General features: G+C 32.1%; 21 protein-coding genes. 10 read left to right on the forward strand and 11 right to left on the reverse strand.

The features are described from left to right. Positions 1-24: 24 nt before the first annotated feature. Both AA076_RS12875 and AA076_RS12880 read right to left on the reverse strand, forming a co-directional pair. Complete coding sequence (locus AA076_RS12875; RefSeq protein WP_000586392.1) at positions 25-1,848, reverse strand: FUSC family protein; 1,824 nt, start codon at positions 1,846-1,848, stop codon at positions 25-27. A gap of 477 nt (positions 1,849-2,325) precedes the next feature. After that, complete coding sequence (locus tag AA076_RS12880) at positions 2,326-3,603, reverse strand: pyruvate MFS transporter (RefSeq protein ID WP_000660709.1); 1,278 nt, start codon at positions 3,601-3,603, stop codon at positions 2,326-2,328. 546 nt (positions 3,604-4,149) lie between these two features. Between AA076_RS12880 and uptA the strand changes: the two genes are divergently transcribed. Next, positions 4,150-4,761 carry an undecaprenyl phosphate transporter UptA gene (gene uptA / locus AA076_RS12885; protein ID WP_000435044.1) on the forward strand — a complete coding sequence of 204 codons (612 nt, stop codon included), beginning with the start codon at positions 4,150-4,152 and terminating at the stop codon, positions 4,759-4,761. Between the two features lie 8 nt (positions 4,762-4,769). On the opposite strand, the gene AA076_RS15705 is transcribed toward uptA, so the two are convergent. Genes AA076_RS15705 through AA076_RS12900 form a run of 3 tightly spaced genes read right to left on the reverse strand, consistent with a single transcriptional unit; the run spans position 4,770 to position 6,472 of the window. Beyond that, positions 4,770-4,868, reverse strand: a complete 99-nt coding sequence (locus AA076_RS15705; RefSeq protein ID WP_001791763.1) for a hypothetical protein — start codon at positions 4,866-4,868, stop codon at positions 4,770-4,772. After that, positions 4,858-6,021 (reverse strand): MFS transporter, encoded by a 1,164-nt coding sequence (locus AA076_RS12895; RefSeq protein WP_000610884.1) that lies wholly within the window; start codon positions 6,019-6,021, stop codon positions 4,858-4,860. Before AA076_RS12895 ends, AA076_RS15705 begins: the two co-directional genes overlap by 11 nt. Beyond that, positions 6,014-6,472 (reverse strand): MarR family winged helix-turn-helix transcriptional regulator, encoded by a 459-nt coding sequence (locus AA076_RS12900; RefSeq protein ID WP_001803115.1) that lies wholly within the window; start codon positions 6,470-6,472, stop codon positions 6,014-6,016. Before AA076_RS12900 ends, AA076_RS12895 begins: the two co-directional genes overlap by 8 nt. Positions 6,473-6,905: 433 nt before the next feature. Here AA076_RS12900 and AA076_RS12905 point away from each other — a divergent pair, with 433 nt between their 5' ends. From AA076_RS12905 to AA076_RS12925, 4 genes are all read left to right on the forward strand, one after another. Further along, positions 6,906-7,601, forward strand: a complete 696-nt coding sequence (locus AA076_RS12905) for an ABC transporter ATP-binding protein (protein WP_000382904.1) — start codon at positions 6,906-6,908, stop codon at positions 7,599-7,601. 1 nt (position 7,602) lies between these two features. Beyond that, on the forward strand, positions 7,603-8,373 hold the full coding sequence (locus AA076_RS12910) for an ABC transporter permease (RefSeq protein WP_000536961.1): 771 nt from the start codon (positions 7,603-7,605) through the stop codon (positions 8,371-8,373). 372 nt (positions 8,374-8,745) lie between these two features. Further along, a complete protein-coding gene (locus tag AA076_RS12915) occupies positions 8,746-10,710 on the forward strand; it encodes a fructose-1,6-bisphosphatase (RefSeq protein ID WP_000192168.1) in 1,965 nt (654 codons plus the stop codon). 343 nt (positions 10,711-11,053) lie between these two features. Beyond that, positions 11,054-12,133 (forward strand): YkvI family membrane protein, encoded by a 1,080-nt coding sequence (locus tag AA076_RS12925; RefSeq protein ID WP_001549787.1) that lies wholly within the window; start codon positions 11,054-11,056, stop codon positions 12,131-12,133. A gap of 104 nt (positions 12,134-12,237) precedes the next feature. Here AA076_RS12925 and mhqD read toward each other — a convergent pair whose 3' ends face one another. The 3 genes from mhqD to mhqR all read right to left on the reverse strand — a co-directional run bounded on the left by mhqD (position 12,238) and on the right by mhqR (position 14,333). Then, complete coding sequence (gene mhqD, locus AA076_RS12930) at positions 12,238-12,831, reverse strand: methylhydroquinone degradation carboxylesterase MhqD (protein WP_000400032.1); 594 nt, start codon at positions 12,829-12,831, stop codon at positions 12,238-12,240. Between the two features lie 21 nt (positions 12,832-12,852). Beyond that, a complete protein-coding gene (gene mhqE, locus AA076_RS12935) occupies positions 12,853-13,821 on the reverse strand; it encodes a ring-cleaving dioxygenase MhqE (RefSeq protein WP_000609348.1) in 969 nt (322 codons plus the stop codon). Positions 13,822-13,898: 77 nt separating this feature from the next. Continuing rightward, positions 13,899-14,333 carry a MarR family transcriptional regulator MhqR gene (mhqR, locus tag AA076_RS12940; RefSeq protein ID WP_000376235.1) on the reverse strand — a complete coding sequence of 145 codons (435 nt, stop codon included), beginning with the start codon at positions 14,331-14,333 and terminating at the stop codon, positions 13,899-13,901. Between the two features lie 226 nt (positions 14,334-14,559). Between mhqR and AA076_RS12945 the strand changes: the two genes are divergently transcribed. Further along, entirely contained in the window at positions 14,560-14,844 is a 285-nt protein-coding gene (locus AA076_RS12945) for a GNAT family N-acetyltransferase (protein WP_000067115.1), read from the forward strand. 170 nt (positions 14,845-15,014) lie between these two features. After that, a complete protein-coding gene (locus AA076_RS12950) occupies positions 15,015-15,821 on the forward strand; it encodes a VOC family protein (protein WP_000863985.1) in 807 nt (268 codons plus the stop codon). 119 nt (positions 15,822-15,940) lie between these two features. Here AA076_RS12950 and AA076_RS12955 read toward each other — a convergent pair whose 3' ends face one another. Then, the gene (locus AA076_RS12955; RefSeq protein ID WP_000069101.1) at positions 15,941-16,612 is read right to left on the reverse strand and encodes an NAD(P)H-dependent oxidoreductase; all 672 of its coding nucleotides are present in this window, start codon (positions 16,610-16,612) and stop codon (positions 15,941-15,943) included. Positions 16,613-16,881: 269 nt separating this feature from the next. Between AA076_RS12955 and AA076_RS12960 the strand changes: the two genes are divergently transcribed. Beyond that, the gene (locus AA076_RS12960; protein WP_000161536.1) at positions 16,882-17,874 is read left to right on the forward strand and encodes a D-lactate dehydrogenase; all 993 of its coding nucleotides are present in this window, start codon (positions 16,882-16,884) and stop codon (positions 17,872-17,874) included. A 248-nt stretch (positions 17,875-18,122) separates the two neighbouring features. Here the strand turns inward: AA076_RS12960 and AA076_RS12965 are convergent, their stop codons facing one another. Continuing rightward, positions 18,123-18,923 (reverse strand): Cof-type HAD-IIB family hydrolase, encoded by an 801-nt coding sequence (locus tag AA076_RS12965; protein ID WP_000237517.1) that lies wholly within the window; start codon positions 18,921-18,923, stop codon positions 18,123-18,125. Positions 18,924-19,243: 320 nt separating this feature from the next. Here AA076_RS12965 and AA076_RS12970 point away from each other — a divergent pair, with 320 nt between their 5' ends. Both AA076_RS12970 and AA076_RS12975 read left to right on the forward strand, forming a co-directional pair. Continuing rightward, complete coding sequence (locus AA076_RS12970) at positions 19,244-19,879, forward strand: ATP-binding cassette domain-containing protein (protein ID WP_000773921.1); 636 nt, start codon at positions 19,244-19,246, stop codon at positions 19,877-19,879. Positions 19,880-19,884: 5 nt separating this feature from the next. Further along, complete coding sequence (locus tag AA076_RS12975; protein ID WP_001795485.1) at positions 19,885-20,616, forward strand: peptide ABC transporter permease; 732 nt, start codon at positions 19,885-19,887, stop codon at positions 20,614-20,616. Between the two features lie 159 nt (positions 20,617-20,775). Here AA076_RS12975 and srtA read toward each other — a convergent pair whose 3' ends face one another. After that, positions 20,776-21,396, reverse strand: a complete 621-nt coding sequence (gene srtA / locus AA076_RS12980) for a class A sortase SrtA (RefSeq protein WP_000759361.1) — start codon at positions 21,394-21,396, stop codon at positions 20,776-20,778. Positions 21,397-21,464 lie beyond the last annotated feature (68 nt).

Consider the following 21,464-nt stretch of genomic DNA (forward strand, 5'->3'; position numbering starts at 1 on the left):
GTCTGACCTGATAAATATTTAATTTTAAACGTTCTTGTCTCTCTCACGAAAACCATTGTGTTGAATATTCATCATTGCTGATTGAATATAATTATACTGTGGTAAATCTGGTAATATCTTTATTTCTAATTCTGTATTTAATTCGAAATGCTTAGCGATGTTTTCAAATATTGCTAAATACTCGCCCATTAATTGTTCATTTATTGTAAGTCTATCTTCATTAGCCATGGCTCTATTTAACATAAAGCTAATTTCTTCTAATGCGAATAAGCTAGGATAATAATTTTGAATCAATGTCTTATCACTAAATAATTCACCATTAGCTGCATTATAAACTTGCGTCATGTTATTTAATTTCACAGATAGGTTCATAGCCGTGTTTTTCTGATACACATCATCTTTATATTGATTTTCAGAAAATAAATAATGAAAGAGCGTTGCTTCTTTACGAACAACTTCAGCCATTACATTAGGAAGCAATGCGGATGCGGTACGTTGTCCAAGGACAAATAAACCTATGATTGCAATCACAATACCCATTGCAACGTCAATAACTCTTGGAAACGCAATGTTAATTGTTAAATTCTGTGATGCTAATCCGTTCATTAAAATAACTTGTATTGTAATAAAAACTACTGCAATCGCATAATTTGCTCCCACCAATGCTTCAGTAAACAATGCTGCAATGCCCATTAAAATTACTGCAACAGGTGTTGGTATTGAAAACAACAATATGACTGAAAGTACTAACACACCTAAAATAGTACCTAAACCTCGTGCCATACCTCTCTCGATTGCATGTATAGTTGATGTTCCTAGTAATATTGTATGTGCAGATAACGGTATCCAGTATGCTTTTTCAAAATCAAACATTAACGCAATAAATATCGCTATCATCATAATCGCTGTATATCTCAATGTATTTCTAAAAACAATAGAGTCTAATGTTAAATTTTGATAAATGCGTTTACTATATAAAGGTTTTCGCATGTCTGCTTCATACGCAATACGCGCTTCATTTGCATGCACCATTTCATCAATTTTCAATATATGGTTGAATAAATTTTGAAATTCCTCTGTTACTGTCACTTCTTTTCGCCAATATCTTACATTTTCCTCACTATTATCTAGTTGTGCAATGATATGATCCATCATTTCAATTAACTCATCTGGCAATGGTCGAATTTGTTTAGCGTTCAACTCTAACAGTTCAGAATAAATCCCTTGGGCAGATGTGTGTAATAATAATAATTTTTGGAAACGTCTACTTAATTTATCGTTACTTGAAGTAGAAGTGATTAATAATTTATCAGATGCTTTAAAACTATCCACCGCTGTTTTTGCTACTTGTAAAAAAGCAGATTTATCATTATAAGTGTGTAACAACTTAGATATGAGTTTAAAATCATTTTGAATTGCTTGTTCTTCAGCTTTGTTTTTAGAAAATACGATCGTGATTAACACCATCATAGTGGCAAGTATACCGCCTACTAAAATCGCAAAGCCTCTATATAATGCTTCTTCGGGAGCTATAGGTAAGTTAATGGGTAGACTGAATGTCACAATGAAGAATGTCGATGACGGTCCAGCTATTTTTAAGGCAGTAAATATATAAAATGGTATAACCGTAACAATTAATAATGTCATTCCAAAAACGAGTGGCGTTTTGGCTGTTAGCGTACCAAGCATCATACATATTGCAAACGCTAAATTACAAATTATTACAGTTCGCAGCTTAGATCGCGACGGACCTTTAAAAACATAAATATGGGCTAGTGTTCCGGTTGCAACTAATAATCCAAATTGGAAATTACCACATAAGTAACCGATTATTGCAGGAATAATCATTAACAGTCCCTGTCTTACACCTTTATAAAAGTCTAAGTTAAGTCGATTGATTTTTATGAGTGATGTCAAAAAGATGTCATTTCGACTTCTCCTTTCCTTGTCAAAATATTTCCATAATCTTTTTATTAGCATAGTTAAAATGAATTTGTTGCTATAAATTTTAATTACGCAACATATGTCATTATAACACCTTATGCTCAATTATCTAAATTTAAAAACTTTTAAAGTCCAATTAAAATTAATTTCTAATGTTATTTAACATCGTTGAACCTTTGGTCGCCCACCTTTGCGCTAGTTAAAATTTATATGTACTTTTACAAGCGTTACCTGACTAATGTTTTAAAACCTTATTTCTTTACATATATCATTTCAATAACTTCATTTTCATCTTAAACCATATCTGTTTTAAAAAGTTTCAATTTCAACGCAAAAAAAGCAATAAGCCCCAACTATGTGAAAGCTTACTGCTTGTTTAAATTATTTTTCTATTGCTTTATCATCACTAACAATTAAAGGTTGATCTGGTTTCACATAGAACCACATAATCACAGCGATTACTGCTGGAACGATTAACAATTGGAATGTCATTGTCCAACCCAAATGTTCTACGAATAGACCTGCTAATAGCGGACTGATTAATGCACCTATATTACCCCATAAGTTCATCCACCCTGATACTGTACCAGAGAAGTTACGTCCTAAGTCAGTTGCTGCAGCCCAACTCATACCCATTGAAATACCGATACCACCAAGACCTAGTGATAACCAGAAAATACTTACATATAAATTTCCTGTGCGTACAGCAAAGATAATTGAAACTGCAAACACAATAAATCCTGCAATTGCAATTACACCTCTAGCTACGAATTTTGAACGACCTAATCCTAATACACGGTCAGAAATTGCACCTGCTGATAAGATTAAGAAGAACATTAATAACCAAGGTAATGAACTAATGCTCATTTCTTTAAAGTTAACGTGGAATACTTCTGTTAAATACGTCGGTAACCAAATTAAGAATAATGTAATGATAAATTGTACAACAAAGTATTGAATTGCAATTGCATAGAAGCTAAAACGTTTAAAGAAATCATTCCATGGTGGTGATGACTTTTCAGTAGCTACGATATCACGATTTTCCATAATGAAACGTTTCTCCGCTTCATTAACCATTCTATGTTGCTCAGGTAAGTCTTTGGCAATAATCGCCCATAATACAGCCATTAAAATACCTACTGCACCAAAAATGTAAAATACTGCTTGCCAGTTAAATGCGTTAACAATAGCAATTGTAACTATTGGTGCTAATACAGGTCCGAAATATGATCCTGCTAATAATGCACTTGATGCTCTACCTTTTTCATTTTTAGAGAACCAAAATGAATTAAACACAGCATTAGAAGGGTACATTGGCGCCTCACCTACACCAAATAAGAATCTCACTAAATAAATTAAACCGTGGTTCTTAATCATACCCGTTAAGATTGTAAATGCACTCCACCAAACTAATGCAATTGTAATCATCTTACGTGGACCGAATTTTTCAGCCAACATCCCCGATGGTACTTGCATTAATGCATAACCTAGAGAGAAGAATGATGCCAATAAACCAAATTGTGGTTTTGTCATCCCTAAATCATCCATCATTTGCTTAGCGATATATGAAATGTTTGCTCTATCCATATACGCAATAACCCCAATAAAGAAGAACGCAAGCGCGAACATCCACCTTACGTTAGTTCGTTTTTCCTTCATAACTATTCCTACTTCCCTAATTAATTTTTTAAAACTTACCCTGAAACGTTAAAATTTTCGGACATCTGGCATGTCCACCCCTACTTTGTCACAAAATTGTACCAAAGTTATTTTTTATAATATTATCAGACATGGAAAGCGTTTACAATAGAATCTATAAAAATTTTATTAAATTCCGCTTAACTTTTGCTATTAAAACGATATAAAGGAACTTTTAGTTACATAGTAGCCTATCGTTTGTTAATTAAAAATACTGCAATCCTAGTGTTTTAAAACGTATATTGCAGGCTTTCTTACATATTCGACATTCATTTTAAATTGCATATAACTACATTAACCATTCATTGTGCAGCGCCTGTTGTTTAGATGATCATTTATTGACTTTTTGCTCTTATAGCAAGCAATTTTTTGATTTATTGCTTATAATACATTTTAAGACAAATGTTTGTTTCAACATCGCATGCGACATCATTAATTATTCATTTGAATTTATCCAGTTTCTATTTGTCTGCAATTGCTGAAAATTAAAGGAGCTTATTTTTAATAATGGAACAAATTATCACTGAATTTATTAGCCGTTTTGGGTATGCAGCCATTTTTATATTAATTTTATTAGAAAATGTACTACCTATCGTACCATCGGAAATTATTCTGACATTTGCTGGTCTTATGTCTGTTAAATCACATTTATCAATTTTAACTTTATTTATTATTGCAACTATCGCATCGTTTATAGGGCTGTTAATTTTATATTATATCTGCCGTTTGATTTCAGAAGAACGTCTATATCGTTTTATTGATCGACACGGTAAGTGGATTAAATTGAAAAGTAAGGATTTAAAGCGAGCAAATGATTGGTTTAAAAAGTATGGCGTATGGGCTGTATTTATCTGTCGTTTCATACCTGTATTACGTGTATTGATTACCATTCCAGCTGGTGTAAACCGCATGAATGTTGTGACATTTACCGTTATTTCATTAATAGGTACTACAATCTGGAATTTCGGTTTAATTTTACTAGGACGCACTTTGAGCGATAGCTTTGGTATGTTGATGACTGGTCTTCATACATATTCACGTATTATGTATGTTGTCATCATTATCGCAGTCATTTACTTTGCTATACGTTACATTGGCAAACGTAAGAGAGTAAAATAATATTGTTGTTAGCATAAAGGCATGAATTTTAAATTTCTATAAACAAAAAGCAGTGAATCATTCCATCTATTGAAATGATTCACTGCTTTTTTAAGTTTATTTGGCATACTTTAGCTGAAAGTCAACTATCTTTATATAAAGAAATATTACTATTAACATGATAGTTATAGTTGTGAAGTAAAAGGCTACCAACGGCTGAGAAATGATACCAATTAATAATGCACCGACAGTCATTCCAATATATCTCACAAAATTAAATACACCTAGCACTTTCCCTTTTATATGTTCAAACCTTTTAGAAATTATAGTAGACAGCAAAGCTGGCACAATACCAACACAAGTACCTAATATAAATATAATTACTGATAATATAATTACATTTGATTCGTTTAACCATCCAAACAATAACGTAAATATAGCAAATCCAGTTATAGTAACACGAAGTATCATTATTTCATTATATTTTTTTGAAAATCGCTTATAAAATAAACTTCCTAATATAACACTAACAGTAATAGGTAAAAACAAAACTCCTGATATTCCAACGCCTATATCATAGGTATTATTTAATAATGTTGGTAAATAAACTAATATTGAAAAGTACGTAAAAAATATTAAAAATCCCAATGTCACTAAAGTAATAAACACTTTATCGGTCAAATATTTTTCTTCAATTTTTTCAGTTAATTTTACAATCCCTTTTTCAACATTTGGAATATCAATAAAAAAGATAATCAAAAATAATACGATAGATATAACGAGCAAAAAACTAAAAATACCAATATAATCCCATCTTGCACCTAAAGTACTCCCTAAGATTGGTGCCAAAGCTGGTGCACATGATAAAAATATTTGATAGTTCGCCATAGCTTGAGCTCTACCATTATCTGTACTTAGTTTGGCTAATAAAGTTAAAGTCACGAGAGGAATAATTCCGCAACCAATTGCTTGAAATAACCTTGATATAGCAAATAATATAAAGTTATGTGTCACTGCACAAATAAAGCTAGATATGATTACTATTCCCAATCCCGTTAAAAGTACTTTTTTCGAATCACGAGAATCTATACTTCTACCAAGTACAATTTGCATAACTGCAACGATAAATATAAAACCGCCAACTGTCGCATTTATCCAAAATAGTGGTACTTGAAAATCGTCATATAGTCTCGGAATAATAGGCGTGTATATGTTTTGAATCAATGATGCGAAAAATGCTAAAAATCCTAGAATATATAATCTGATATTACTATTAATCATTTAAACCATCTTCTTTTTTTAATTCTTCTATACTACGGTTTAAAAACTCTATAATAACTGCCATTTCATCATCATCAAAGACTTTAAGTACCTCTTCATATTTTTTTACCGATTTTTCATGTAATTCATCATGTATATAAGATAATTTTTTTCCTTTTTGTGTTAATGAATAATTAACTTCTCTTTTGTTAAATTCATTGTGCGATTCAACTACTAAGTCTTTCGCTAAAAGTTTTTTTATCGATTTAGTAATTGCTGGTTTTGATACATTTAACATTTCAGACAAAAATTTATTATTCACTTTATCATTATTATCAATCAACTCTATGATATGAAATTGTGTTAGAGATAAATCTAGTTCCTCATTTTCCTTTTTATACTGTCTTCTTTTATCGGCATTTTCTCTTTCTATAATAAATTGTTGTAATTTTAAAATAACTTCTCTCTTCATATCCACTATTATTCCTCCTCTTCATTAGTTAACCGGTTAACTATATTATTGTTGTCACTCCCATTTTTGTCAAATATTGTTGTAATTAACATATATTTACTTAGTTATGCACCATTTATTCCGCATTTCACAAATCCACCTATAATACAAACTATCATTTTAAATAAGCAGAATTTACCCTGTCTTCCACACAAATTGTTTTCGACACTTTAATGTGCCTACTATCCAAAAAAGTTACTCATAACAAATTGCGCATTTTAATAAATGTAGCAATGCCATTTGCATGCTGCAAAAATACTCGTATTCATATTTATGTTTTATATTATTAAAGTTTTTTAAATCCATATTTTTATAACACTTGCTATGTGATAAAATTAATTTTATATATAAAATCTTAAGATTCAGATTATTTAATAGCAAAGGAGATAGTGATATGGATGTTTTAACAATAGAACATTTAACAAAGAAGATAGGCAACAAAACGATTCTCGAAGATGTATCATTTAAGCTGAAACGCGGACAAATAGTTGGTCTCGTTGGAGCGAATGGTGCAGGTAAAACAACTTTAATGAAAGTTATATTAGGTTACTCTAGTTTCCAAAGCGGGAATTTTAATGTTATTAACAGCAAGGACAGCAAAAGCAATATCGGCGCATTGATTGAAAATCCAGGAATATATCCTTTTATGTCTGGATATGAAAACTTGAAGTTATTGAATGAATCAAAAAACACTCAAGATATCGATAAAATTGTCTCACAACTTCATATGGATGAATACATTCATAAAAAAGCTAAAACGTATTCTCTTGGTATGAAACAAAAATTAGGAATTGCTATAGCATTTTTAAATAAACCTCAATTCATTATCTTAGATGAACCAATGAATGGCTTAGATCCAAAAGCTGTGCGAGATGTACGTGAATTGATTGTCCAAAAAGCGCAAGAAGGTGTTACTTTCTTAATTTCGAGTCATATTTTAAGTGAATTAGTTAAAATCACAAACTCTATCCTTATTATTAACAAAGGTAAAATTGTTACAGAAACATCGGAAGAAGAACTTAAACAATTTAAAGATAATGATTTAGAAAATGTATTACTAGAAATCATAGAAAGGGAGGACCAAGCATAAAATGGGAACTTTAATTAAACAAGAATGTTTCAAATTATTTAAAAAGAAATCAACTTTTATCGCACCTATTGTCTTTATTCTACTAATGGTTGCTCAAGGTTATATTGCTACAAAATACAATGAAATTTTTACGCCACAGGAATCTTTCACATCTGCTTATAATGGTTTTTCATGGTTTGCATTTTTATTAATTATTCAAGCAAGTACAATCATTTCAATGGAATTTCATTACGGTACGATTAAAAATTTACTCTATCGTGAATATTCAAGAACAACTATGATTGTTAGCAAAATCATCACATTATTTATTATTTCTTTAATTTATTTTGTTATTACAATTATTGCTTCAATTGTTATTGGGTCTTTATTCTTTAATGATTTAAATATATTTGAAAGTAGCGGTAATCAATTATCTTTATTGAATCAATTATTATTAGTTAGTTTAGGCACATTTGTTGGCGTTTGGTTAGTTTTAAGCTTAACGTTGCTATTATCATCTGCAACAAATTCAACGGGAGTAGCCATTGCTGTAGGTATTGTTTTTTATTTTGCAAGTTCTATTTTAGCAGTTATTCAAACGGCACTTTTAGAAAAAATAGACTGGCTAAAGTGGAATCCTATTAATATGATGAATATTATGCTTCAAACAGTTGAAAAAGGCTTTAGTAAGTCGACAAAATTAGAACTTCATGAATTGTTTATTGGTAATATTGCTTATATTTCTATTTTCTTAATACTTGTAGTATTTATTTTCAAGAAGAAAAATATTTAGTAACTTAAAGTATTAAATGTCTAAATACACACATATTCCATCGTAATTCAAAATCATTTTCAAATCCCTTCACCCAAATAATGGTGCGGGGATTTTTTCATCCAAATTTTGGAAATTCCACATTTTACATATCGTAATTTTTTAGGAAACTAGTGAATATAACAAATCCCTCCTCTCATTTTTAAAATAGATATATCACTTCCCCACTTTTACTTAACTAAACTGCAACGGTTCCTAATACCAAAATCCTGCCCTCTATTTTTATCAATTCAAGCATACTTATTGAAAAATGTTAACGTTTTCTTGATAATCATTGTAAGCGCATTTATTTTATAAACTAACGTTTGAAATATACTACAGGAGTGACACGTAATGACTCAAATTACTGAAAAAGAATTAAAAAAGAAGTATTTAGATTTACTATCCCAAAATTTTGATACTCCAGAAAAACTTGCAACTGAAATTATCAATTTAGAATCAATTTTAGAATTACCTAAAGGTACGGAACATTTCGTCAGCGATTTACATGGTGAATATGAAGCTTTCCAACACGTATTACGCAACGGTTCTGGGAACGTGCGAGCGAAAATCAATGATATTTTCAAAGAGAGACTTTCAACTAAGGAGCTTAATGACTTAACTGCTCTTGTCTACTATCCAGAAGACAAATTAAAATTGATTAAAAGTGATTTCCAAAATTGCGGTCAACTTAATGTCTGGTATATCACAACAATCGAACATTTAATTGAGTTAATTAAATATTGTTCTTCAAAATATACGCGTTCAAAACTGCGTAAAGCATTGCCAAAACAATACGTTTATATTATTGAGGAACTACTGTATAAAAGTAATGAATATCAAAATAAAAAATCATATTACGAAACACTTGTTAACCAAGTAATTGAACTTAAACAGGCAGATGATTTAATTATTGGACTCGCTTATTCCGTACAACGCTTAGTCGTCGATCATTTACACGTTGTCGGTGATATTTATGATCGTGGACCACAACCAGATAAAATTATGGATACACTGATTAATTATCATTCCCTAGATATTCAATGGGGTAATCATGATGTGCTTTGGGTTGGAGCCTATGCTGGGTCAAAAGTATGCTTAGCAAACTTACTTCGAATTTGTGCACGTTATGATAATTTAGATATTATCGAAGACGCTTATGGCATTAATTTAAGACCACTGCTTACTTTAGCTGAAAAATACTATGACGCAGATAATCCTGCTTTTAAGCCTAAAAAAAGACCTGACAAACACGAACGTTTAACTCAACGTGAAGAAAGTCAAATTACTAAAATTCATCAAGCTATTGCGATGATTCAATTCAAGTTAGAAATACCAATTATTAAACGTCGTCCAAATTTCGAAATGGAAGAACGTCTTGTGCTTGAAAAGGTTAATTATGATACAAATGAAATTACAGTTTATGGTAATACATACCCATTGAAAGACACATGTTTCCAAACTGTCAATCGTGATAATCCAGCAGAATTACTACCTGAAGAAGAAGAAGTCATGAATAAACTATTATTGTCATTCCAACAATCTGAAAAATTACGTCGTCATATGTCTTTCTTGATGCGTAAAGGCTCTCTTTACTTACCATATAATGGCAATTTACTCATTCATGGTTGTATTCCAGTTGATGAAAATGGTGAGATGGAATCATTTGAAATTGATGGTCATACTTACAGCGGCCAAGAATTATTAGATGTGTTTGAGTATCATGTCCGTAAATCATTTGATGAAAAAGAAAATACTGATGACTTATCGACGGATTTAGTTTGGTATTTATGGACTGGGAAATATTCGTCACTATTTGGTAAACGTGCCATGACTACGTTTGAGCGATACTTTATTGCAGATAAAGCTTCTCATAAAGAAGAAAAGAATCCGTACTATCATCTTCGTGAAGATGTGAATATGGTTCGTAAAATGCTCAGTGATTTCGGATTAAATCCAGATGAAGGACGCATTATTAATGGTCACACACCAGTGAAAGAAATCAATGGCGAAGATCCTATCAAGGCTGATGGAAAGATGCTTGTCATTGATGGTGGCTTTTCAAAAGCTTATCAGTCAACAACTGGCATTGCAGGCTATACACTATTGTATAATTCATTCGGTATGCAACTCGTTGCACACCAACAATTTAACGCTAAAGAAAAAATACTTTCCGAAGGTATCGATGAACTTTCTATAAAGCGCGTCGTAGATAAAGAATTACAACGTAAGAAGATTCGTGATACCAATATTGGTAAAGATCTTCAAGCTCAAATAGATATTTTGAAAATGTTAATGCATGATCGTTACTTAGACTAAAGACGACATTTGATGCATGTATCGTGCACTTATTTAGTGGTACTGTGTTTACGCATTGGCTACGCAAACACGATGATAAATAGGCGACCTAGCTACACCGAAAAAAATCCCCTCACTATTGCGAGTAGTGAGGGGATTGGTGTATCTATGCTAATTCCTGTTAACTGTATTATAACAACTTTACAGCAAAAAAATGCAAAATCAACTAATAAATTAATGAAATGACCGACACCCTCGCTTCTACTCCAATTTAACAAAATACTATATTAGTACTATATTTTTCATTAACATGTATGTTACATTTTCTATATTACTTAAAATTACGAAGGGACATTTTTAAATCATGCGTATCTTAAAAGAGTCCATTATTGTGGCATTTGCCTTTGTTGGTGTTGTCGTTGGTGCCGGCTTTGCTACTGGTCAAGAAATTTTCCAGTTTTTCACAAGTCATGGCGCATATAGCATTTCAGGCATTATTGTAACAGGACTATTGATTACTTTAGGTGGAATGGTTGTCATGCATACAGGTCATCATCTAAAGTCCAGAAATCATTCTGATTCAATTAACTATTTCTTATACCCCTCTATTGCAAGAGGTTTTGATATTATTTTAACAATGTTTATGTTGTCTTTAGCTATTATTATGACTGCAGGTGGTGCGTCAACCATTCATCAAAGTTTCAACTTACCGTATTGGCTGAGCGCACTCATATTAGTCGCCTTTATTTTAGCAACACTGTTTCTAAAATTCGATCGTTTAATTGCTGTGCTTGGCGGTGTTACCCCATTTTTAATTGCGATTGTCATTATGATTGCGGTCTACTATTTCACAACAAGTCATCTTGATTTTACTGCCGCTAATAATGATGCTCAGATTCATAAGCAGAAATCATTATCACCTGGATGGTGGTTTGATGCGATTAACTATGCAAGCTTGCAAATTGCTGCTGCCTTCAGCTTCTTATCAGTGATGGGTAGTAAAGTTAAATATCGTGACTCAACGTTATACGGGGGCTTGATTGGCGGTTTAATCATTACATTTTTACTCATGATGATTAATCTAGGTTTAATTTCTCAATTCGATAAAATTAAACACGTAGATCTACCTACATTAAAATTAGCGACACAAATGTCTCCGTCAATTGGTATTATTATGTCTGTCATTATGATACTTGTCATCTACAATACTGTTGTTGGATTAATGTATGCATTTGCGTCACGTTTCAGCGTTCCATTCAGCAGACGTTACTTCATCATTATTATTACAATGGCTGTCATCACTTATATTAGTACATTTATCGGTTTCATTTCATTAATTGGAAAAGTATTCCCTATTATGGGATTGTTCGGTTTCATCTTACTCATACCTGTACTCTATAAAGGTTTAATTAAGCGTATTACCGGCAAATCTCATATCGATTAAAATATCTATACTATTGTAAAATTTAGTACAGCACTTCAAAATCAAAAAAGCGGGCAGATGAAAAGTAAAAATCTTTTCCATCTGTCCGCTTCTTAATAGAACTGTTATTTCCCAAGTATTTGTTGACCAGCCGTTAATCCAGTTTCTGTAATTTCATGGCCCTTCACCCAAACTTCTTCGACTTGTGCCCCACGTGTATTAAACAAGTTAATGACTTGTTCACTTGCAGCTAATGGCACAATTGGATCATGTTTCCCCATAGAAAGCAACACACTGACATCTGATAAATCCTTTGTTGACGTTACTTCAACTGGGTATAACGGTGCATATAACAATGCTTTTTTAAATGGTGCTTCTGAACGCAACATTAAGTTAATCGCTATATTTGATCCATTTGAAAATCCAACAAGTACTGCTTTTTCAATATCAAAATCATAACGTTCAGCAGCTTCTTTAATGAACGTCAACAATTCTTGTCCACGAAATGCCAAATCTTCTTCATCATAAACACCTTCACCAAGACGTTTGAAATAACGGTTCATCCCATTTTCTGAAACTTGTCCTCTAATACTTAACAAGTGATAATTTTCATTCAATGCTTCGCCTAACGGTAATAAATCGAACTCATCACCACCTGTACCATGCAATAATATTAGTGTTGGCGCACCATTTTGTCCTTCTCTAAAAATATGTTCCATCACAAATCCTCCTCATTCCAATTAACCATGTTGACGCTTCGTATTAAAAGGTCTAACTTCCGATTCAATATATTCTCTTTTATTTTCTAAAAATGGTGGTAAGGATAACCCTTCGCCTAATGTTTCATAAGGTTCATCTTCCATAAATCCTGGTCCATCTGTTGAAATTTCTATTAAAATATGCCCCACACGTGCATATAATGCTTCAAAATAGAAACGATTAACGATGCCTGAGTTATTAATACCTACCTCTTTATATTTCGTTGCCCACGCTTCTATTGCATCATGATCTTTCACACGAAATGACACATGATGTACCTCACCATAACCTTGACGTGCTGCTGGCCCTTTATCATCTTTTATTAAGATTACCTGGCCACCATTGCCTCCTTCGCCAACTTCAAGTAATGCGACATTATCTTCATGCGCAATAGTTGTCATACCGTAAACAGTCTCTAAAATATTTTTAAAGTCGTCAAAATAACTTACTTTAATTTCAATGGGGCCTAATCCATAAATCGCTTTATCTACTGGAACCGGTCCATTCTTCCAAGGTACACCAGGTGCTACCCCTTCATTTAACTCATCTGAAATTAATTGATACACTTGGCCATCGACTTCTTCAAATGGCAACACTTTTTTACCAAATAATTCTTGAATACCTTCGTGTTTAACACCAAACTCATCAAAGCGCTGTTCATAATATGTTAATGCGTCATCGTTAGGCACTCTAAAAGACGGTCTTGTAATGGAATTTGTTCCTGCCTGCCCTTTTGTAATATTTGGAAAATCAAAGAACGTCATGTCTGTACCTGCCGAACCTACATCATCTGCAAAAAAAGTATGATACGTATAAATATCATCTTGATTGACTGTCTTTTTAACTAAACGCATGCCTAGTACTTCTGTAAAAAATTTATAATTACGTTCTGCATCATCTGTCATTGCAGTAACATGGTGAATACCTAGTAATTCATGATTATTTATCATTTTATATACCCTCTTTATATTTTTAGTGCATTTATCTCGAAATCGAGATACTTTAATGTAAATTTTTAGTGCACGCCTTACACTTCTGTAGATTGTGCACTTAGTTTCTTAAACGCTTGTTGTAAGATTGTTAATTCATCCTTTGTTAACACATCAAACGCTTTTGTTAATGTCTCAGCATGCTTAGGGAAAATATCTGCCATTTGACTTTGACCTTTTTCAGTTAAACAAGCCATATATACACGTTTATCATCTTTATCCTTTTCACGTGTAATCCAACCTTTGTCCTCTAATTGACTTACAACATATGAAATGCTGCTACTTGCAATTAATACGCGGTCTCTAATACGTTGAATTGGTTGCGGACCTTTATTATAAAGCAACTCGAGCACTGCAAATTCAGTAATATTTAAGCCATATCGCTTTACGTCTTCTTTTGTAATTTGCTCTAATGTGTCTAACGCCCTATTCATTCCGACAAAAACATTGAGAGATTGTTTCGTTCGATCCATATGATCACCAACTTTTTTATTTTATTTCGATTTCGAGATAAATTATATAGCTGAATAGATTTAATGTCAAGATACGTGTTTTCATCTTCATTTCAAACTGTGCTTAATAAAAACGACTACATAGATGTGGCAATGTCGTCACATGACTGTCATGCACCTTTGACTTCGTTTAAGTTAAAATAGAATAGGGAAATACTATAATCAATCATGATAGGAGTTGATATGTATGAGTAACCTTGAAATCAAACAAGGCGAGAACAAATTCTATATTGGTGATGATGAAAATAATGCTTTAGCTGAAATCACATACCGTTTTGTGGATAATAATGAAATTAACATTGATCATACAGGCGTATCTGATGAACTTGGTGGTCAAGGTGTTGGCAAAAAACTACTTAAAGCAGTTGTTGAACACGCTCGAGAAAATAATTTGAAAATTATTGCCTCATGTTCATTTGCCAAACATATGTTAGAAAAAGAAGATTCATATCAAGATGTATATCTTGGTTAAATAAATTTTGCGATGGTGCAACTGTACCATCGCTTTTTTGTTCGCATCAATATAAAATTGCAAAACGACTAGTTATTTTGCATTTCAAACTTTATGCTATCAATTCATTTTCTTTTCTGGTATACTTTTTATACTAACTTATAGAAAAATAGAAAAAGAGGCGATGCATAATGGCATTTCACGATAAAACAGCAACACAAGTGACAAACATTGTACTGAACGTAAGAGACTTAGACTTAATGACAACATTTTACAAAAACATTTTAGGACTATCCGTTAAAAGTTCTGACGATAATACAACCGTATTATCTGTTGGGACTGGTGGCCATACTCTAACGTTACATTTATTAGAAGACGGCCGTCAGACTTCCCCACGTGAAGCAGGGCTTTTTCATATAGCATTTTTATTACCAACTACTGAGGATCTAGCTAACTTCTTATATTTCGTGGCACAAAAAAATATGGGCATCGGCGCTGGTGATCATTTAGTAAGTGAAGCTTTATATTTCAACGACCCCGAAGGTAATGGTATTGAAGTCTATCGCGATAGACCTTCATCTTCATGGGAATGGCAAAATGGCAAAGTTAAAATGGATACTTTAGAAGTTGATAGCCAAACCTTATTAACACATCGTACTGATGAAGGTTGGCAAGGAATGCCAGCAAAAGGCATGATTGGACACTTACATTTAAAAACACATGATTTAGACGCAGCATATCAATGTTACATTGAACAATTAGGATTCCAACATGTGTCTGATTTTCCACGTGCGCTATTTATGTCAACGAATCATTATCACCATCATATTGCTGCTAATACTTGGCAATCCAATCAAGCAAGACAAAACAATTCACAAAGTTATGGATTAACACATGTTGATATTTATCAACCCGACGCCTCAACACATACATTTACGGCACCAGAAGGGTTTGACATCACAGTTCATTCAAATACTGACCTTGTTCCAGAAAAATAATCATCCATACTTTATTAATACAATTTTTTCACGCAAAAGCCTGCGATTCATTTATGTAATCGCAGGCTTTTTTATTGCTAACTTTTTAATTTTATATATTTAGACATACGGTATTCTATTTATTCTTTTGGTCCAACCCATTCAATAACATCTTCATAAGCTTGGCGTGTTTTATTTTTCGGTGGCTCTTGTTGTCTGTAGCCAAATGCGACCATCACTGATAAACCAAATTGCTCAGTATCTAAGATCCCTTTATTTGCTAAAATGTCTGTCACTGTATCCAGACTAAAACCTTCCATCGGACATGAATCAATACCTAACAATGCGGCTGTCGTCATCATATTGCCTAATGCAATATACGTTTGTTTACTTGACCAGTCATACAAGGCTTGATCATTATCAGAAATATGGAAATCTGCTTGGAATGCATCGAATTTTTGTTCAACAGCTGGAATCGTTTGTGCCTCATATTTTTTAATATCTCTTAACATATGTTGTACATACGGTGATCTTGACGTTACATTTTTACGCGCAAAAATTAGCACAAAATGGCTCGCTGTATCTAATTGTTTTGCTGCGCCCCAACTGTGCGCTTTTAATTCATCACGTAACGCTTGATCTTGAATCACGACAAACTTCCAAGGTTCTAACCCAAGAGAACTTGGAGACAATCTACCTGACTCTAATATTGTTTCAAAATCTTCTTTCGAAACTTTCTTTTGTGGATCGAATTGCTTAGTCGCATGTCTGAAATGAAATGCATCCATAATTGTTTGATTCATATTGCTCATTGAACATAGCCTCCCATTTTTATATTTATTGCTATACAAATTATACTTCATGTTTTAAAAAGACTAAAGTAATCCGTTTGCAATTCACTATAACTTGTGCACATGTTATAAGTTTTCTGCAATAAAACACACTTTTGAATTTTGGGAAATTTAGTGTTATAATATATTTGTGATATTTTTCACAATTAAATTGTGGCGTGATTTTAATGTGCATAATCTTTAATTTCACTCATTTACTTTTCAATCTTTTAAAAGCGAGGTTTTTAATAATGACAAAAATTATGTTCTTTGGTACGCGTGATTATGAGAAAGAGATGGCATTAAATTGGGGGAAAAAGAATAATGTCGAAGTAACTACTTCTAAAGAGCTATTATCAAGTGCTACAGTCGATCAATTAAAAGATTACGATGGCGTAACTACAATGCAATTTGGTAAGTTAGAAAATGACGTTTATCCTAAATTAGAATCTTACGGTATTAAACAAATTGCACAACGTACTGCTGGATTTGATATGTATGATTTAGATTTAGCTAAAAAACACAATATTGTGATATCTAACGTTCCTAGTTATTCACCTGAAACAATTGCAGAGTATTCTGTTTCTATCGCCCTACAATTAGTGCGTCGCTTCCCAGATATTGAACGCCGTGTACAAGCACATGATTTTACTTGGCAAGCAGAAATCATGTCTAAACCAGTTAAAAATATGACTGTTGCAATTATTGGTACGGGTCGTATCGGTGCTGCTACAGCTAAAATATATGCAGGATTTGGTGCTACAATTACAGCTTATGACGCCTATCCTAATAAAGATTTAGACTTTTTAACTTATAAAGATAGTGTTAAAGAAGCTATTAAAGATGCCGATATTATTTCTTTACATGTTCCAGCGAACAAAGAAAGCTATCATTTATTCGATAAAGCAATGTTTGATCATGTGAAAAAAGGTGCAATCTTAGTTAACGCAGCACGTGGTGCAGTCATCAATACACCTGATTTAATCGCTGCAGTGAACGATGGTACTTTGTTAGGTGCTGCGATTGATACTTATGAAAATGAAGCAGCATACTTCACAAATGACTGGACTAATAAAGACATTGACGATAAAACATTATTAGAGTTAATCGAACATGAAAGAATTTTAGTAACACCACATATTGCTTTCTTCTCTGATGAAGCAGTACAAAACCTTGTTGAAGGTGGTTTAAACGCAGCATTATCTGTCATTAACACTGGTACATGTGAAACACGTTTAAATTAATATATATATTTAAAAGCAAAGGCGCGCCATGTGCCTTTGCTTTTTATTTTGTATATCTGTATCAAAATCGATTTGATTAAAATCCGCTTTATTTTATCATCTATTCAAATGATTTTAGTGCGCTTATTTTACTATGGCATTATTGCCTAACCTGTTTGAGATATATTAATATTTGATGATTCGTATTCAAAGTTTTCATTTAACATGTATTTAGTATCATGATAGCTGCTTCATTGATGATATACTACCTACTTTTTCAACACTTCTTGTTCGATAATCGTTAATACACCCTGCTTATCATTACTTGGAGCGACAGCAGAGGCAATATTGAACAATTCTTCATCATGACTATTTTCCATCACATAACTATGCTTAGCGAACGCTAACATATCTTTATCATTATTCGCATCTCCGAAGGCCATGAGCTCTGAAGGAGACATTTCCCATTTATCTAACAATCGTTTTAATGCCTGCCCTTTAGTCATGTTTGGCATAATAATATCAATGCTATCGTGCCCACTTGAGACAAGTTTAATATCATTGCTGAATTGCGTTGCTACTTCTTCGTCAACATTCGGATGCGTCTCACGATTAATATTAAATGCTATTTTGACATAATCATCCTCAGGTAATTGCTGTAGACTGTCAATTTCTTTTAACTGATGATAATAAAATCTCGTATCTTCTTTAAACGCTTCAGAAGTATGTTTTAAAATATACGCGCTTTTCAAACCACAGATGACGAGTTGATCAATACTTTGCTTCATATTTAAGTAATCGACAACCTGTTGAAACACCTGACGATTAAAGCTTTTATAATTATATAACTCATTGCCATTATAAATAACTGCACCATTTTCAGAAATAAAATACATATCTCTATCCCCGAAAATAGACTTCAACTTCGCATATTGATTGCCACTCGCAGCAATAAATGTAATATCTCTATTTCTAAGTTCAGTAAAAATCGCTTCAAATCTAAGTTTATCATATGTCTTTTTTGAATCTAAAAACGTCCCGTCCATATCTACCGCAATAGCCTTAACCATGATTATCCTCCTCATTGCTCTTTTAGTCGTCTTCATTATATCCATCTCATGACAAGCAATGAAGTTTGTCATACCACAATGAACCTATATTCACATTTTGAAATTGCTTTCATATATGCAAAACACATTACACTGGATATAGCATTCAGAGGCGAACATAAATTTCAGAATATTGTAAAAATATAACGATATATTTATCATTTAGACAAAATATAGTGTGATATACTAATTTATAACATCTATACATAATGTGAAAGAATTTTTAAAAATACAATTAAATATCGGTGTAATAAATCCCTTTATACATAGGAGTTGTATACATGAAACTAAATAACTATTCTTTAAAAGTTAAAAACAAACAACTAGTTGACAATTGTGATTTAAATTTCTATCTTGGTCAGATCAATCACATTGTTGGTAAAAATGGTGTAGGAAAATCTTTATTAGCTAAAGATTTCTTACTAAATAATAGTGGAAATATCCCTAAGTCCATTTCTCAAAATGTAACCTTAATATCAAGTTCATCAAATATTCCTAATGATATAACAAAAGATTTTTTATTATCATTGTTAAAATCAAAATTTGAAAACAATCGACAAACATTCGATAAGATTTATAACATACTAAACATCGAAGCAATACCGTCTAACGTACTACTAAAAAACTTGAGTGATGGTCAAAAACAAAAGCTTAAATTATTAAGTTTCTTATTGGAAGATCATGATTTAATCATATTAGATGAAGTTACAAACGCTTTAGACAAGAAAACAGTTAATGAAATTTATGAATTTTTAAATGATTTTATTCAAAGCCATCAAACTAAAACTATTATCAATATTACACATAATTTATCCGATTTAAGTGCTTTGCCGGGTAAATACTTTATTTTTAAAGACCTTCAAATAGAAGAGTACCAATCAAAAGAAGAAGTCATAAATGATTACATTAATTTATAATTGAGGTGTCCACTTTGAAATTAGAATTTAAAAAAAGTATTTCCAATAAAATTATTTACACGCTTGTTGTGCTATTCACATTCCTTTTCTTACTTGGGTATTTTTTACCAATAGGTATAGACAAAGTTAAAAGTTTAAGCTATAGCCAGTTTTTCTTCAGTTCATATACTGTTGCAACGCAATTAGGGTTCTTACTATTTTCATTTGTTATTGCATATTTTATTAATAAAGAGTATTCGAATAAAAATATCCTGTTTTATAAATTGATTGGCGATAATATCTTTACCTTCTTCTATAAAAAGGTAGCAGTGTTATTTTTTGAATGTTTAGTGTTCATAATTCTAAGTATCACTATTATTTCAATTATATATTCGGATTTCTCACATTACTTACTATTAATAATCTTATTTTCACTCGTTATCTTACAATATATCTTAGTTGTTGGAACGATTAGTATGGTTTCACCTAACATTTTAATCAGCTTAGGTATCAGCATTGTATATTGGATTGGTTCAGTCATCTTAGTTGCCATTAATAAAAATATATTTGGTATCGTTGCTCCATTTGAGGCGAGCAATACGATGTATCGTGCCGTAGAAAAAATATTGAATAACGAGTCAACATTTATGTGTCCTACTGAAATTATAAATATAGTATCATTCTTCGTTCTTCTATTTATAGTTAATACTATTGTCTTATTACTAAGTAGAAAGAGATGGTTGAAAATCGGTATGTAGTATAAAAAAGGAGCGGTATACATTGCCGCTTCTTTTTATTATGTATTTTTACAATCTCCACCAATGACACGTCGTCATTGCTACCTCATACCAAACAAAAAACAGTCTCGCAATCAAGACTGTTTTCCACTCAATATATTCATCCATTAGCGTAATAGATTATTTGACTTCTGTAGCTACAAAGATTTTACGTTTTTCCCAAACGCCTGTCTTTTCATTGTAATCATCACAAGTAATTAATGTTAATTGTTTATCTTTACCTTTTTGTTCATCTAGAACTCCTACATCTGTAGGCTTAACATCTCTTATACTTGTCATTTTATACTTACGTGTTTCATTACCAACTTTAAAGTACACCATACTACCTTTTTTGGCTGCTTTAAGATTTGTAAATTGATAGTTCGGACGGTCAATGAAAGTGTGTCCTGCAATTGAAATATTTTGATCATCTAGTGATTCATTTTCTTCTGCAAAGCTTACACCTCTATTTAATTGTTCAGGTGTTGCTGGTCCTGGATATACTGGTTCTTTAATATCAGCATCTGGAATTTCAATATAGCCTGCCACTTTCGATTTATCTTTCGGAATTTGAGGTTTAGCTTGCTGCTTTTTATCTTTACTCGCCTGTTCTTTTACATTTTTATCATATTGTTCAATCTTTTCATCTTTATCTTTATCGTGAAGATAATTATCGATATGTGGTTTAGCAAACAAATATGCTGCCACTAGGATAAGTACCACACCAGCGATTGTCATTAATCGATTTGTCCATTTTTTCATACGTTAAGGCTCCTTTTATACATTTCACAATGCCTGTTAACATTTCATATAGTATACCATTAATTTCA

This window comes from Staphylococcus aureus (assembly GCF_001027105.1).
Lineage (GTDB): Bacteria > Bacillota > Bacilli > Staphylococcales > Staphylococcaceae > Staphylococcus > Staphylococcus aureus.

What these genes read in the sequence shown, in the direction of transcription:
- AA076_RS12875 (WP_000586392.1), bottom strand. Translation starts at nt 1,848, where the DNA reads ATGATTATTCCTGCAATAATCGGTTACTTATGTGGTAATTTCCAATTT.
- AA076_RS12880 (WP_000660709.1), bottom strand. Translation starts at nt 3,603, where the DNA reads ATGAAGGAAAAACGAACTAACGTAAGGTGGATGTTCGCGCTTGCGTTC.
- uptA (WP_000435044.1), top strand. Translation starts at nt 4,150, where the DNA reads ATGGAACAAATTATCACTGAATTTATTAGCCGTTTTGGGTATGCAGCC.
- AA076_RS15705 (WP_001791763.1), bottom strand. Translation starts at nt 4,868, where the DNA reads ATGCCAAATAAACTTAAAAAAGCAGTGAATCATTTCAATAGATGGAAT.
- AA076_RS12895 (WP_000610884.1), bottom strand. Translation starts at nt 6,021, where the DNA reads ATGATTAATAGTAATATCAGATTATATATTCTAGGATTTTTAGCATTT.
- AA076_RS12900 (WP_001803115.1), bottom strand. Translation starts at nt 6,472, where the DNA reads ATGAAGAGAGAAGTTATTTTAAAATTACAACAATTTATTATAGAAAGA.
- AA076_RS12905 (WP_000382904.1), top strand. Translation starts at nt 6,906, where the DNA reads ATGGATGTTTTAACAATAGAACATTTAACAAAGAAGATAGGCAACAAA.
- AA076_RS12910 (WP_000536961.1), top strand. Translation starts at nt 7,603, where the DNA reads ATGGGAACTTTAATTAAACAAGAATGTTTCAAATTATTTAAAAAGAAA.
- AA076_RS12915 (WP_000192168.1), top strand. Translation starts at nt 8,746, where the DNA reads ATGACTCAAATTACTGAAAAAGAATTAAAAAAGAAGTATTTAGATTTA.
- AA076_RS12925 (WP_001549787.1), top strand. Translation starts at nt 11,054, where the DNA reads ATGCGTATCTTAAAAGAGTCCATTATTGTGGCATTTGCCTTTGTTGGT.
- mhqD (WP_000400032.1), bottom strand. Translation starts at nt 12,831, where the DNA reads ATGGAACATATTTTTAGAGAAGGACAAAATGGTGCGCCAACACTAATA.
- mhqE (WP_000609348.1), bottom strand. Translation starts at nt 13,821, where the DNA reads ATGATAAATAATCATGAATTACTAGGTATTCACCATGTTACTGCAATG.
- mhqR (WP_000376235.1), bottom strand. Translation starts at nt 14,333, where the DNA reads ATGGATCGAACGAAACAATCTCTCAATGTTTTTGTCGGAATGAATAGG.
- AA076_RS12945 (WP_000067115.1), top strand. Translation starts at nt 14,560, where the DNA reads ATGAGTAACCTTGAAATCAAACAAGGCGAGAACAAATTCTATATTGGT.
- AA076_RS12950 (WP_000863985.1), top strand. Translation starts at nt 15,015, where the DNA reads ATGGCATTTCACGATAAAACAGCAACACAAGTGACAAACATTGTACTG.
- AA076_RS12955 (WP_000069101.1), bottom strand. Translation starts at nt 16,612, where the DNA reads ATGAGCAATATGAATCAAACAATTATGGATGCATTTCATTTCAGACAT.
- AA076_RS12960 (WP_000161536.1), top strand. Translation starts at nt 16,882, where the DNA reads ATGACAAAAATTATGTTCTTTGGTACGCGTGATTATGAGAAAGAGATG.
- AA076_RS12965 (WP_000237517.1), bottom strand. Translation starts at nt 18,923, where the DNA reads ATGGTTAAGGCTATTGCGGTAGATATGGACGGGACGTTTTTAGATTCA.
- AA076_RS12970 (WP_000773921.1), top strand. Translation starts at nt 19,244, where the DNA reads ATGAAACTAAATAACTATTCTTTAAAAGTTAAAAACAAACAACTAGTT.
- srtA (WP_000759361.1), bottom strand. Translation starts at nt 21,396, where the DNA reads ATGAAAAAATGGACAAATCGATTAATGACAATCGCTGGTGTGGTACTT.